The following is an 11,717-nucleotide window of genomic DNA, read 5'->3' on the forward strand; positions in this document are numbered from 1 at the left end:
GTGGCGTTCATGACTTCCCTGATCGAGGCGTTCGAGCCCGAGTTCATGCGCCGGGCCCTCGCTGGCGGTGTGCTCGTGGCGGTGCTCTGCGCACTCGTCGGAACCTGGGTGGTCGTGCGGGGCATGGCGTTCCTCGGCGAAGCGATGGCGCACGGGCTGCTGCCGGGCGTCGCGCTCGCGACGATCCTGGGGTTGCCCGTGCTCGCCGGCGGTGCGATCAGCGCTGCGGCGATGGCGGTCGGGGTGGGGATGCTGCAGCGCCGCGGCCGGCTCTCGGCCGACACGAGCATCGGGCTGCTGTTCGTGGCGAGCCTCTCGGTGGGCGTCATCATCGTGTCGGCCTCGAGGAGCTTCGCCACCGACGCGACCGCCATCCTGTTCGGCGACGTGCTCGCCATCGGCACCGGGGATCTCGCGGTGCTGGCCGGAGCGGTGATCGTGGCGGGGGCGCTCGCGTTCGTCTTCCACCGCGCGTTCGTGGCACTCACGCTCGACCCGCGGCAGGCCGAGCTGCTGGGGCTGCGGCCCCGGCTGGCGCAGGTCGTGCTCGTGGGGCTCGTGACGATCGCGGTGGTCGCCGCGTATCAGGCCGTCGGGTCGCTGCTGGTCGTGGGCATGCTGCTCGGCCCGGCGGTGGCGGCGGGCCGGTGGGCACGACGCATCCCGGCCATCATGCTGCTCGCGGCGGCGATCGGCGCGGCGTGCGTGGTCGTGGGCCTCGTGGTCTCCTGGCACGCCGGCACGGCGGCTGGTGCCACGATCGCGGCGGCGGCGGTGGCGGCCGCTGCGGTCTCGGGGCTCGCGCGTGCTGCCGTCGACGCGACGCGCCGTGTGCGCGGTCCGCGCGCCGCCGCCGATGCGGAACGCCGCGGGAGGGCGCCGCACCCCGCCGCCGATGCGTCAGTCGGCGCCGCCGCCAGCGCCGCTGTGCCGTTCGAAAGCGCACTCATGCCGAGCACCGAGCCCTCTACGGGATCGGAAGCGTGCAGACGTGCGGATCTGAACGCCGTTCACTCACGCGCGCCGCTCGATCCGTTCGACCGGCCGCCGGCGCCACATCGCCGCGGGTGATCGCCACCCCGAGCCACCATCCCACCGCCCGCACCACGAAAGTCGAGTCGAACCGATCGTGCTCCTCCGCCCCACCTCCACCGCCGCCGTCACCGCATCTCTGCTAGCCGCCGGGATCGTGCTCAGTGCCTGTGCGAACGATGCACCGTCCGCGGAGGTCGCCTCCGACCCCTCCCGCACCTCCCCAGACGCCGGCGAGGTCGTCGGCGACGGCCACGGCGCCGTGGCCGGAGCGCAGGAGGTGGCGGAACCGCCGCTGCACCTCCTCACGCTCGACCCGGAGGGCGCGGTCGATCAGCTCGACCTGCTCGACGAGTCGGTCGAGCAGGTCGGCGAGGTCGGCGACGTCACCGGGATCGCCACCGACGGCCGCTTCGTGTTCGCGGGTCTGGCCGGCGGGGCCTCGGTGGCCGTGGTCGACAGCGGGTTCTGGACCTGGAGCCACATCGACCACTTCCACTACTACCGCGGCGCCTCCGCCCTGCTCGGCCAGGTGGATCTCGCGGGCACCGCTCCGGCCACCGTCTCCACCGGCGGCGCCACCACCGGACTCTTCTCGCCGACGTCGGGGGAGGCGGTCCTGCTCGACACCGCCGGTCTCGCCGACGGCGACCTCGCTGAGCGCCTCCGCCTCGAGGTCGAGCCGCACGCGGGTCTCATCGCGGGAGTGGGGACCGGTGCGCTCGTGACCCGAACGGATGCGGCCGAGTCTGTCGCGCGCGAGAGCACCGAGACCGGATCGACCCGGCTCACCCTGGTGGAGAGCGGCGGGACCGAGCTCGACTCCATCGTGTGCACGAACGCCCGCGATGCGATCGAGACCGTCGTGGGCGTGGCCGTGGGCTGCGACGAGGGCGCGGCGCTCGCCACGGCCGGCGGAACCGGTGACTCGGATGCCCCGTCGCTCGAGATGATCGCGTACCCTGCGGGGGCGGCTGCAGGGGCGGATGCGGCTCCGGCCGCCGACTTCCGCAACCGCGAGGGCCGCCCCACGGTCGCCGCCCTCGCGGGAGACGCGGGCACCACCCGCCTCTGGTTGCTCGACACCCGTGAGCGCAGCTGGCAGCTGCTGGATGCGGGGGTCCCGCTCCTGCAGGCCACCGCGGTCGACGACGCCGACGGCCACGTGCTCGCCCTCGCCGCCGACGGCCGCGTGCTCGTGCTGAGCGCCCGGACCGGGGCGACCCTCGCGGCCACCGAACCGCTGTTGACCGAGAGCCTGGCGCTCGCCGATCCGTCGCTCCTCGCCGGCGTCGAACTGGTCGCCGACCAGCAGCGCGCCTACCTCAACGCCCCCGCCGAGCATCGTCTGTTCGAGATCGACTTCGCCGACTCGGCCCGCGTCTCCCGCACCTTCGACACCCCCAGCGCCCCGCTGCACCTCGCGGAGACGGGCCGATGAGTCGGCAGCGCGCCGGCCGCGGCACCCGCACCAGCACCCGCACCAGCACCCGCACCCGTGCCCGCGCCGAAAGCCGCGAACATGCCCGCACCCGTGCTCGCATCCGCACGCTCGCAGCGATCACCTCCGCCGTAGCCCTCACCCTCTCGCTCGCGGCCTGCAGCGGCACCGCGGCGGGCGCAGGATCGGGCGGTGGCCGCCCGCTCGTGGTCGTGACCACGAACATCCTCGGCGACGTCGTGGCCGAGCTCGCGGGCGATCGCGCCGAGGTTCTCACGCTCATGCCGCCGGGTTCCGATCCGCACTCGTTCGAGGTGAGCGCGAGCGAGGGCGCGCAGCTCCGGGAGGCTGCGCTCGTGGTGGCGAACGGTCTCGGGCTCGAGGAGGGCCTCGAGCGCCACGTGGAGTCGGCCGCAGCCGACGGGGTCGAGGTCTTCGAGGCCGGCGACCACCTGGAGGTGATCGCCTACGCCGACGGCACCGAGGCCGCCGGCGTGGCCGACCCCCACTTCTGGACCGACCCCGCCCGCATGACCGACGTCGTCGAGGTCCTGGGCGCCCACCTGGCGGAGCTCGACGGCCTCGACGACACGGCGCGGGCAGAGGTGCAGGCCAACACCACCGCCTACCTCGACGAGATCGCCGCCCTCGACGCCGACATGACCGAGGCGTTCGCCGCCATTCCGCCCGAGCGCCGCGCCCTCGTCACCAACCACCACGTGTTCGGCTACCTCGCCGACCGCTTCGGCTTCCGAGTGGTGGGCGCCGTCGTCCCGGGCGGCACCACGCTCGCGGCGCCCAGCGCCTCGGACCTCCGCGAGCTCGTCGCCGCCATCGACGAGGCGGGCGTGCCCACGATCTTCGCCGAGTCGTCGCAGCCCGACCGGCTCGTGCAGGTGCTCGCCGACGAGGCGGATCGCGACGTGGCCGTGGTCGAGCTCGTCACCGAGTCGCTCACCGCTCCGGGCGAGGGCGCCGCCACCTACCTGACCATGATGCGGCTCAACACCGAGCGCATCGCCACCGGGCTCTCCCCGTGAGGCCCAGCACCCTGAAGGAAGAGATGAAGAAGAGAACCCTGCACCGCCTCGCCGCCCCTGCGGCCCTGCTCACGGCATCCGCTCTGCTGCTCACCGCCTGCAGCGCGAACTCGACGGCCGGCACCGGCACAGACGGCAGCGGCACGAGCACGAGCACGGGCAGCAGCACCGCCGGCCCGAGCGCCGGCAGCCCCCAGCCCCGCCTCGCCGTGAGCTACACCGGCGGCATCGCCGTGCTCGACGGCACGACCCTCGACACCCTCGCCGAGTTCAGCACCGAGGAGTTCACCCGCGTGAATGCCGCGGGCGACGGCCGCCACGTGTTCGTCACCACCTCCGAGGGCTTCCAGCTGCTCGACGCCGGCACCTGGACGGCGGGCGGCACCTCCGAGACCGCCGAGCCCGAGCTCACCGACCTCGTGGTCGAGGCCGAGGCCGCCGGTCATGTGGTGCGCCATGGCGGCAAGACCGTGCTCTACGCCGACGGCACGAGCGACACCACGATCTTCGAGACCGCCGACCTGCTCACGGCCGACGGCGAACTGCCCGAGGCCGAGGTCGTCGGGGCTCCGGATGCGCACCACGGCGTCTCGGTCGTGCTCGAAGACGGCACCATGCTCACCACGATCGGCGACTCGGAGGGCCGCTCGGGCATCCGGGTGCTCGACGCCGACCGCGCCGAGGTGGCCGTGAGCGACCAGTGCCCCGGCGTGCACGGCGAGGGCACGGCCGCCGACGAGGCCGTCGTCTTCGGCTGCGAGGACGGCGCGCTGCTCTACCACGACGGCGAGATCGTGAAGCTCACGGCTCCGGATGCCTACGGCCGCATGGGCAACGCCTACGTCTCGGAGACGAGCCCCCTCGTGGTGGGCGACTACAAGAACGACCCGGATGCCGAGGGCTACCTGCTCTCGAAGGTCGCGCTCATCGACACGGAGGCGCAGACCCTCGAGGTCGTCGAGCTCCCGGACGGCGTGGAGTACACGTTCCGCGACGTGGCTCGCGGTCCCGACGGCGAGGCCCTCATCCTCGCCACCGACGGATCGCTGCACGTGCTCGACCCGGCGACCGGGGAGATCACCGAGTCGTTCCCCGTGATCGACCCGTGGGAGGGCCCGGCCGAGTGGCAGGACGCCCACCCCGCGCTCACCGTGAACGACGGCACCGCCTACGTCACCGACCCCCCCACCGACTCGGTGCACGCGGTCGACATCGCGACCGGCGAGGTCACGGCCACCGGCACCCTCACCGCGCCTCCCGTGGAGCTGGCGGTGGCGGCGGGCTGACCCGCGGGGCCCCAGCCGCGGCCCGCCACGGCGGTTCGCGTTCAGAAGTGCACACGTCGTGGCATCCGAGCCGTATATGGCCTCGGATGCCGCGACGTTCGTCGTTCCCAACACCATCAGCGTCAACGACGGCGGCGGCGGGGCTCAGGCCGTGCGGCGGAGGAGGAGGACGGCGTCGTGGATGTCGACGACGGTGCCATCGGGGGCCGTGGCGCGACGGGGGCGGTTCTCGTCGACGACGGTCGTCCACGCGGCCGGGTCGAGGGCGAGCGCGTCGAGCACCTGCGCGTTGGTGGGCAGCTCGGTGTCGTCGTGGTGGTGCTCCGTGGCCCACGGCGGGATGCCGGCGTGCCCCACCACGAGGAGGTGCCCGCCCGTGGCGACCGTGCCGGCCGCCCGGCGCAGCACGTCCTCCCGCGGGAACGCGACCTCGACGGGCGCGTGCAGGAAGCAGGCCGAGACGAGGTCGTAGCGCTCGTCGGCACCCGGATGCCAGTCGACCAGGTCGTGGTGCTGCCAGGTGATGCGGTCGGCCGGGATGCCCCGCGCATCCGCTTCGTCGGCACCCCGGGCGAGGGCGGTGGGCGAGATGTCGATGCCCGTCACGCGCCAGCCCTGCTCGGCGAGCCAGAGCGAGTCGCCGCCTTCGCCGCTGCCGAGATCGAGGGCAGTGCCCGGTTTCAGGTCGGCGACCGTGTCGATCAGGGCCCGGTTGGCGTTGCCGCTCCAGATGCGGGAGCGCTCGCCGTAGCGGGACTCCCAGAATGCGGAGGCGTCCGCCGGCACGACCTGGCCGCGGGCGCCGTCGTCGTGGCCGTCGTGCCCGTGGGTGACATGATCGTGGGCGTCGTGATCGTGGGCTGCGTGATCGTGGCTCATGGCATCACACTGCCGGATGCGCGGTGCGGCTGCAAAGACACGTGCCGGATCGGCAATCCGGGCATCGTGGCGGGCGGGGGTGTCGTGGTTGGATGAGGTCATGAGCGATGCGATCCCGGCCGACTACGCGGAGCTGCTCGAGCAGCCCAACTACGGCCACCTCGGAACGGTGCGTCCCGACGGCACGGTGCAGGTCAACCCGATGTGGTTCCTGCGCGAGGGCGACACCCTCCGCTTCACCCACACCACGAAGCGCGCCAAGTTCCGGAACCTGCAGCAGAACCCGGCGATGAGCCTCTCGGTCATCGACCCGGAGAACCCGTTCCGCTACCTCGAAGTGCGCGGCAGGCTGATCGCGGTCGAGCCCGATCCCACGGGCGCCTTCTACGTGGTGCTCGGCAAGCGCTACGGCGACCCCGACCAGGCGCCGCCGCCCGACTCGGCCGACCGCGTGGTGCTCGTCATGAGCATCGAGAAGACGACCTCGCAGTAGGGCCCACCCCGGCGGGCAGGGCGCATCAGGCGCTGAGCGCCTCGGGCACCCACCGCGCCGCGGCGACCGCCGCCGAGAGCAGCAGCGTCACCCCCATCGTCACGCCCACGGCGAAGCTCGGGGCCACGCGGCGGTTCTGCGCCACCCGGCCGGCCACGATCACGAGCACGGCCTGCACGAGCCCGAGCACCACGAGCGCCGGGTCGTCGAGCAGGATGCCGAGCGGCACGAAGTGCAGCGCCACGACGAGCCCCACGGCCAGCGCGAACCACTTCGAGCGGCCCCTTCGCCAGAGCACGAAGCACGCGAGCCCGGCGGCCACGACCTCGATGCCGACGATGATGCCGAAGACGGCGTACTGCCCCTCGAGCCCCGACGGAGTGCTCCACGTGCGCCACACCAGCAGGCCCCCGCCCACCGCGGCGACGATGCCGAGCCCGCTGCCGATGCCGAGCCACAGCTGCGCGCGCCTGGGCGGATCCTCCTGCGCCCACCCCAGCCATACACAGGTCATGAGCCCGAACCACGCCAGCAGGAACACTCCGTCGCGCAGGAACTCGGTCGCCATGCCCGCCAGCCTAGGCTCCTCGGCCTTCGTCGCCTAGGCCGACCGGGCCCGAACGGCTCAGGCGGCGCGGGCGACCTCGACGAGGGTGTGCTCGAGCGCGGCGAACGACTCCTCGACCGAGGCGCGGTCGATCGCGCCCGTCGAGAAGCGATGCGTGATCGTGTAGACCTCGAGCCGGGCGCGCGCGGCGTCGGCGGGGTGCCGGCGGGCGAGCCCGTCGATGGCCGAGTGCAGGGCGCGACGCCGGGAGAGGAGGTCGCGGGTCCAGGCGGTGGAGTCGAGTGCCATGGTTCACATCCTTTTCGATCTGTCAGCCGAACGTACGGCCGGAAGGTGAACGGCGGCCAGCAGTGTGACGAACGTTGCCTGCGAGCGGTCACAGTGTTTCGCCGGAAGACGGTGACACGACACCGCGAAGAGGCCCCCCTCGCGCGCGCTACAGTTTTCGTATGTCCAAGGTTCTCAGTTCCCTTCCTGTCGGCGAGCGCGTCGGCATCGCATTCTCGGGCGGTCTCGACACCTCCTGCGCCGTCGCCTGGATGCGCGAGAAGGGCGCCGTGCCCTGCACCTACACGGCCGACATCGGCCAGTACGACGAGCCCGAGATCGACACCGTGCCCGCCCGTGCGCTCGAGTACGGGGCCGAGATCGCCCGTCTCGTCGACGCGAAGAGCGCGCTCGTGGAGGAGGGCCTCGTGGCGCTCCAGTGCGGTGCCTTCCACATCCGCTCGGGCGGCAAGACCTACTTCAACACCACGCCCCTCGGCCGCGCCGTCACGGGCACGATGCTCGTGCGCGCCATGAAGGAGGACGGCGTCGACATCTGGGGCGACGGATCCACCTACAAGGGCAACGACATCGAGCGCTTCTACCGCTACGGCCTGCTCGCCAACCCGCGCCTGCGCGTCTACAAGCCGTGGCTCGACGCGGAGTTCGTGGGCGAGCTCGGCGGCCGCACCGAGATGAGCGAGTGGCTCGTGGCGCGCGGCTTCCCCTATCGCGACTCCACCGAGAAGGCCTACTCCACCGACGCCAACATCTGGGGCGCCACCCACGAGGCCAAGCGCCTCGAGGAGCTCGACGCCGGGCTCGACATCGTGGAGCCGATCATGGGCGTCGCGGCCTGGCGCGACGACGTCGAGATCGCCACCGAAGAGGTCTCGGTGCGCTTCGAGGCGGGCCGCCCGGTGGCCATCAACGGCACCGAGTTCCCGGATGCCGTGGCACTCGTGCTCGAGGCCAACGCCATCGGCGGCCGCCATGGCCTCGGCGTCTCGGACCAGATCGAGAACCGCATCATCGAGGCCAAGAGCCGCGGCATCTACGAGGCCCCTGGCATGGCGCTGCTGCACATCGCCTACGAGCGCCTGCTGAACGCCATCCACAACGAGGACACGGTGGCGAACTACCACACCGAGGGCCGCCGCCTCGGCCGCCTCATGTACGAGGGCCGCTGGCTCGACCCGCAGTCGCTCATGCTGCGCGAGTCCATCCAGCGCTGGGTCGGCTCCGCAGTCACGGGCGAGGTCGTGCTGCGCCTTCGCCGCGGCGACGACTACACGATCCTCGACACCCGCGGGCCCGCGCTCAGCTACCACCCCGACAAGCTCTCGATGGAGCGGGTGGGCGACGCCGCCTTCGGCCCCGGTGACCGGATCGGGCAGCTCACCATGCGCAACCTCGACATCGCCGACTCCCGTTCGCGCCTCGAGCAGTATGCGGCGGCCGGCATCATCGGCGGCGCCACGGCAGAGCTCGTCGGCACCCTCGAGGAGGGCGCGGCGAACGAGATCCTCGGCAGCACGGCCCCGCACAGTGCTGACGCCGACGCCCTCGAGCGCGCCACCGACCTCGCCTCCGAGGGTGCGGCCTTCGACGCGGGCACCGACTAGCCCTCCACCCAGGTTCTGCCGAGCCGTCACTTTCCACACATCCTGAGCACTTTTGGTGTGGAATGTGACGGCTCGACAGAGCGCTGTCCGGGGTGGGCGGTAGCGTGGGGGCATGAGTGGGCGGATGACGCGGGAGCGGGTGCTCGAGGTGTGCTCCGGCCTGCCCGCCACCACGGATGAGCGGCCGTTCGGCCCCGAGACCGCCGTGTTCAAGGTGGTGGGCAAGGTGTTCGCGCTCTGGGATCTCGACAGCGACGACGAGGGTGTGACCCTCAAGGCGCAGCCCGCCTACATCGACGCCCTCGTGCGCGACCATCCCTGGATCACCCGCGGCTACCACATGAACAAGCGGCACTGGATCTCGGTGCTCTTCGACGAGCGCACCGACGCGGCCCTCGTGGAGGACCTCATCGTGAACTCCTACGACCTCGTGGTCGCCGGCCTCCCGCGCGCGAAGCGCCCCTAAACCGCGGCGGGCGCCTCGGCGGCAGGCGACCCCGAGCCCGTCGCCGAGGCCGGCGCGGAGCCGGGATCCACGGCGGTGGCCTCCAGCGCGGCGCGCGACCGCCTGGCCACGTGCCGCCAGACGAACCCCCCGACGAGTCCCACGACGATCAGGGAGCCCCAGGTGGCGAGCGCACCTGCGACGGCGCTGCCGGTGGCGATCTCGACGAGGGACCCGGCCGAATCCCAGAGGCCGTGCAGCAGCGCCACGCCGAGGTAGGCGCCGATCACGCCGAACGTCAGGCGGTAGCGGCCGGTCCTCGACGCGGCGTGGAAGATCGCCGCGCCGAGCAGGGCGCTCCACAGCGGGTGCATGAGCGGGGAGAGCAGCCCGCGCTTCAGCGCGACGTCGGCCGCGGCGACGAGCGGAGAGGGGGCACCCGTGCCGAACGCCTCCCAGATGTAGTAAGTGGTCTCGAGAACGGCGAAGCCGATGCCGATCGCGCCGCCGAGGAACAGGCCGTTGCGCGTGGTCTTCGCGACCTTCCAGCCGACGGCGACGATGAGCACCGCCTTGGCGAACTCCTCGACGATGCCGGCGAGCGCGAGGGAGGTGACCCCCTCGCCGCCCACGACCTCCTGCGGGATGAGCGTGACGAGCGAGTCGAGGGTGCCACCGAGCGTGAAGGCGAGCAGGCCGCCGATCGCCGCCGTCTGCACGATCTTCTCTGGGGTGAGGGTGTCGAGCGGGGTGAGCCGGTGCACCATGATCCAGAGCAGGGTGAGCGGGATGAACGCGGCACCGATGACGAACCACGCGGGCGCCATGGCGAGGTTGTGCATGAGGTGCAGCGGCACGAGCCCGATGAACAGCCATACCGCGATACCGAGGGCCAGCACGAGCACGGTGTGGGTGCGCCGGATCGGCTTGTGCGGCTTCGTGCGGTGGTGCCCGCGCTTCGGGCTCTGATCGGGACCGGTGCTCACGGCGTGTCCTCCTTCGGCGGGGCATCGCCGTGCGCACTCGCGGCCCAGCTCGTGATTCCCCGCGAGCAGAGTGCCATCCGACTACACCTCGGCGCCACTTCGCGCCCCTCGCCCACGGGATTCCCCGTGCCCGAAGAGCGACCCGCTTGCTCAGGCGGGCTCCGCTCAGACGGCCCGGTGCCGCAGCGCCCCCGGCAGTCGCCCCCGCCGGGGCAGCGCGTCGCCGCGCGCGAAGGCCGCCCAGAGCGCCCGCACCCGCCGCCCCTGCGCGTGCAGCTCGGGCCACGAGGCACCCGCCACGAGTGCGGCCCGCCGCCAGGTGGCTTCGTCGCCGAACAGCAGCGGCAGGTCGATCGTATGCGCCGAGCCGTAGGGGTTGCCGGGGGCCGCCCAATCGATCACGTAGTGCCGGGCCGAACCGCCCGCGCGCACGTGCCGCCGGGCGAAGCGCGCCGCCGCACGGGAGTAGACGGCCCTGGTGGCCACGGCCACGAGCAGCCGCCGGATGCCCGTGCCCACCACGGGCAGCGCCGCCAGCCGCGAGATGGCCGGCACCCGCGCCACGAACAGCCGCGCCTCCTCGGCGCTGTGCCCGATCATGACGTCGATCGAGGGGGCCACCCGATCCCAGGCGGCCTCGATCGAACTCTCGGCGGGCAGCGGATCGTGCCCGTACTGGGTGCCGAACGGCATGCCTCCGCGCAGCCCGAACGGCCGGCCTGCTGCCGCGACCGACGGCTCGCGCGCCACGATCTCCTCGGCGCTCATCGCGGCCCAGTCGTCCGCGCCGGCGGAGCGCGCCGCCTCGGCCAGGGCGGCCGTCATGCGCTCGCGCCCCCGGGAGATGCCGAGTGGTGCGCTCTGGATGATGGCGCGCCGGAAGAGCGCAGCCGCCTCGCCGGTGGCCATGAGGTGGGCCACCGCGTCGCCTCCCGCCGACTGCCCGAAGGCGGTCACGTTCGAGGCGTCGCCGCCGAACGCCGCGATGTTCCGCTGCACCCAGCGCAGTGCCGCGAGCTGGTCGAGCAGCCCCAGGTTCGCAGGCCGGGCGGGCACCTGGCCCGCCGTCCCCTGGCCCGCCGATCCGGCCCCCGCGGGAAGCCCCAGATACCCGAAGAGCCCGAGCCGGTAGGTCACCGACACCACGATCACCCGCTGCTCGGCCACGAGTGCCTTCGGGTCCATGATCGCGAGATCCCCGGCGCCCGAGACGTACGAGCCGCCGTGGATCCACACCATCACGGGCAGCCGCTCACCGGCCCCGACCTCAGCCGGCAGGGTGAGCGAGAGCCGCAGGCAGTCCTCGTCGGCCGCGAGCTCTCCGGATCGCGTGCCGAGCACCTCGTCGAGGAAGGGCACGGGCCCCTGCGGGCACGCGGGCGCCGGCTGCACCGCCTCGAGCGGCGCGGATCCGGCGGGCCGGTCGGGCAGCGCGACGGGCGCGGCGAAGCGCCGTGCGACGGCGTAGCGGATGCCGGACACCCGCACGACCTCGCCATCCACCCGCCCGCGCACCGGCCCGCAGGGCGGAGAGAAGCTCGGGGGAGTGACGCGCGGGGGGCGGGAGACGGGGCCGGTCATCCGACCATCCTCCCGCACGGCCGCGCCGCTCCCAGGGATCCCTCACAGACAGATGCCCTAGGCTGATCCGAACC

12 protein-coding genes are annotated in these 11,717 nt (G+C 72.9%); 7 read left to right on the plus strand and 5 right to left on the minus strand.

The annotated features are described in order from the left end of the window. Positions 1–9: 9 nt before the first annotated feature. The 4 genes from aztB (at position 10) to aztD (ending at position 4,799) form a co-directional block, all read left to right on the plus strand. On the plus strand, positions 10–1,071 hold the full coding sequence (gene aztB, locus N1028_RS07745) for a zinc ABC transporter permease AztB (RefSeq protein ID WP_259526364.1): 1,062 nt from the start codon (positions 10–12) through the stop codon (positions 1,069–1,071). Positions 1,072–1,129: 58 nt separating this feature from the next. Further along, positions 1,130–2,473: an ABC transporter gene (locus tag N1028_RS07750; protein ID WP_259526365.1), complete on the plus strand. Its 1,344-nt coding sequence runs from the start codon at positions 1,130–1,132 to the stop codon at positions 2,471–2,473. Between the two features lie 101 nt (positions 2,474–2,574). Next, a complete protein-coding gene (gene aztC / locus N1028_RS07755) occupies positions 2,575–3,513 on the plus strand; it encodes a zinc ABC transporter substrate-binding protein AztC (protein WP_375163443.1) in 939 nt (312 codons plus the stop codon). Positions 3,514–3,536: 23 nt separating this feature from the next. After that, positions 3,537–4,799: a zinc metallochaperone AztD gene (gene aztD / locus N1028_RS07760; RefSeq protein ID WP_259526367.1), complete on the plus strand. Its 1,263-nt coding sequence runs from the start codon at positions 3,537–3,539 to the stop codon at positions 4,797–4,799. A gap of 144 nt (positions 4,800–4,943) precedes the next feature. On the opposite strand, the gene N1028_RS07765 is transcribed toward aztD, so the two are convergent. Continuing rightward, on the minus strand, positions 4,944–5,678 hold the full coding sequence (locus N1028_RS07765) for a class I SAM-dependent methyltransferase (protein ID WP_259526368.1): 735 nt from the start codon (positions 5,676–5,678) through the stop codon (positions 4,944–4,946). A gap of 100 nt (positions 5,679–5,778) precedes the next feature. On the opposite strand from N1028_RS07765, the gene N1028_RS07770 reads away from it, so the two are divergent. Further along, a complete protein-coding gene (locus N1028_RS07770) occupies positions 5,779–6,171 on the plus strand; it encodes a PPOX class F420-dependent oxidoreductase (protein ID WP_259526369.1) in 393 nt (130 codons plus the stop codon). Positions 6,172–6,196: 25 nt separating this feature from the next. Here N1028_RS07770 and N1028_RS07775 read toward each other — a convergent pair whose 3' ends face one another. Then, on the minus strand, positions 6,197–6,739 hold the full coding sequence (locus N1028_RS07775) for a hypothetical protein (protein ID WP_259526371.1): 543 nt from the start codon (positions 6,737–6,739) through the stop codon (positions 6,197–6,199). A 57-nt stretch (positions 6,740–6,796) separates the two neighbouring features. Continuing rightward, on the minus strand, positions 6,797–7,027 hold the full coding sequence (locus tag N1028_RS07780) for a hypothetical protein (RefSeq protein WP_259526372.1): 231 nt from the start codon (positions 7,025–7,027) through the stop codon (positions 6,797–6,799). A 161-nt stretch (positions 7,028–7,188) separates the two neighbouring features. Between N1028_RS07780 and argG the strand changes: the two genes are divergently transcribed. Further along, positions 7,189–8,631 (plus strand): argininosuccinate synthase, encoded by a 1,443-nt coding sequence (gene argG, locus N1028_RS07785; protein WP_259526376.1) that lies wholly within the window; start codon positions 7,189–7,191, stop codon positions 8,629–8,631. A gap of 112 nt (positions 8,632–8,743) precedes the next feature. Beyond that, positions 8,744–9,097 carry an MmcQ/YjbR family DNA-binding protein gene (locus tag N1028_RS07790; RefSeq protein WP_259526377.1) on the plus strand — a complete coding sequence of 118 codons (354 nt, stop codon included), beginning with the start codon at positions 8,744–8,746 and terminating at the stop codon, positions 9,095–9,097. Here N1028_RS07790 and N1028_RS07795 read toward each other — a convergent pair. Both N1028_RS07795 and N1028_RS07800 read right to left on the minus strand, forming a co-directional pair. Next, positions 9,094–10,062 carry a PrsW family intramembrane metalloprotease gene (locus N1028_RS07795; protein WP_259526378.1) on the minus strand — a complete coding sequence of 323 codons (969 nt, stop codon included), beginning with the start codon at positions 10,060–10,062 and terminating at the stop codon, positions 9,094–9,096. The two genes, N1028_RS07790 and N1028_RS07795, sit on opposite strands and share 4 nt — an antisense overlap. 165 nt (positions 10,063–10,227) lie before the next feature. Continuing rightward, a complete protein-coding gene (locus N1028_RS07800; RefSeq protein ID WP_259526379.1) occupies positions 10,228–11,643 on the minus strand; it encodes a carboxylesterase family protein in 1,416 nt (471 codons plus the stop codon). Positions 11,644–11,717: the final 74 nt, after the last annotated feature.

The sequence above is a fragment of the Herbiconiux oxytropis genome (assembly GCF_024979315.1).
Lineage (GTDB): Bacteria > Actinomycetota > Actinomycetes > Actinomycetales > Microbacteriaceae > Herbiconiux > Herbiconiux oxytropis.

Coding starts and splice junctions, on each gene's coding strand:
- N1028_RS07790 (WP_259526377.1), top strand. CDS start 8,744: ATGAGTGGGCGGATGACGCGGGAGCGGGTGCTCGAGGTGTGCTCCGGC.
- N1028_RS07775 (WP_259526371.1), bottom strand. CDS start 6,739: ATGGCGACCGAGTTCCTGCGCGACGGAGTGTTCCTGCTGGCGTGGTTC.
- argG (WP_259526376.1), top strand. CDS start 7,189: ATGTCCAAGGTTCTCAGTTCCCTTCCTGTCGGCGAGCGCGTCGGCATC.
- N1028_RS07800 (WP_259526379.1), bottom strand. CDS start 11,643: ATGACCGGCCCCGTCTCCCGCCCCCCGCGCGTCACTCCCCCGAGCTTC.
- N1028_RS07780 (WP_259526372.1), bottom strand. CDS start 7,027: ATGGCACTCGACTCCACCGCCTGGACCCGCGACCTCCTCTCCCGGCGT.
- aztD (WP_259526367.1), top strand. CDS start 3,537: ATGAAGAAGAGAACCCTGCACCGCCTCGCCGCCCCTGCGGCCCTGCTC.
- N1028_RS07770 (WP_259526369.1), top strand. CDS start 5,779: ATGAGCGATGCGATCCCGGCCGACTACGCGGAGCTGCTCGAGCAGCCC.
- aztB (WP_259526364.1), top strand. CDS start 10: ATGACTTCCCTGATCGAGGCGTTCGAGCCCGAGTTCATGCGCCGGGCC.
- N1028_RS07765 (WP_259526368.1), bottom strand. CDS start 5,678: ATGAGCCACGATCACGCAGCCCACGATCACGACGCCCACGATCATGTC.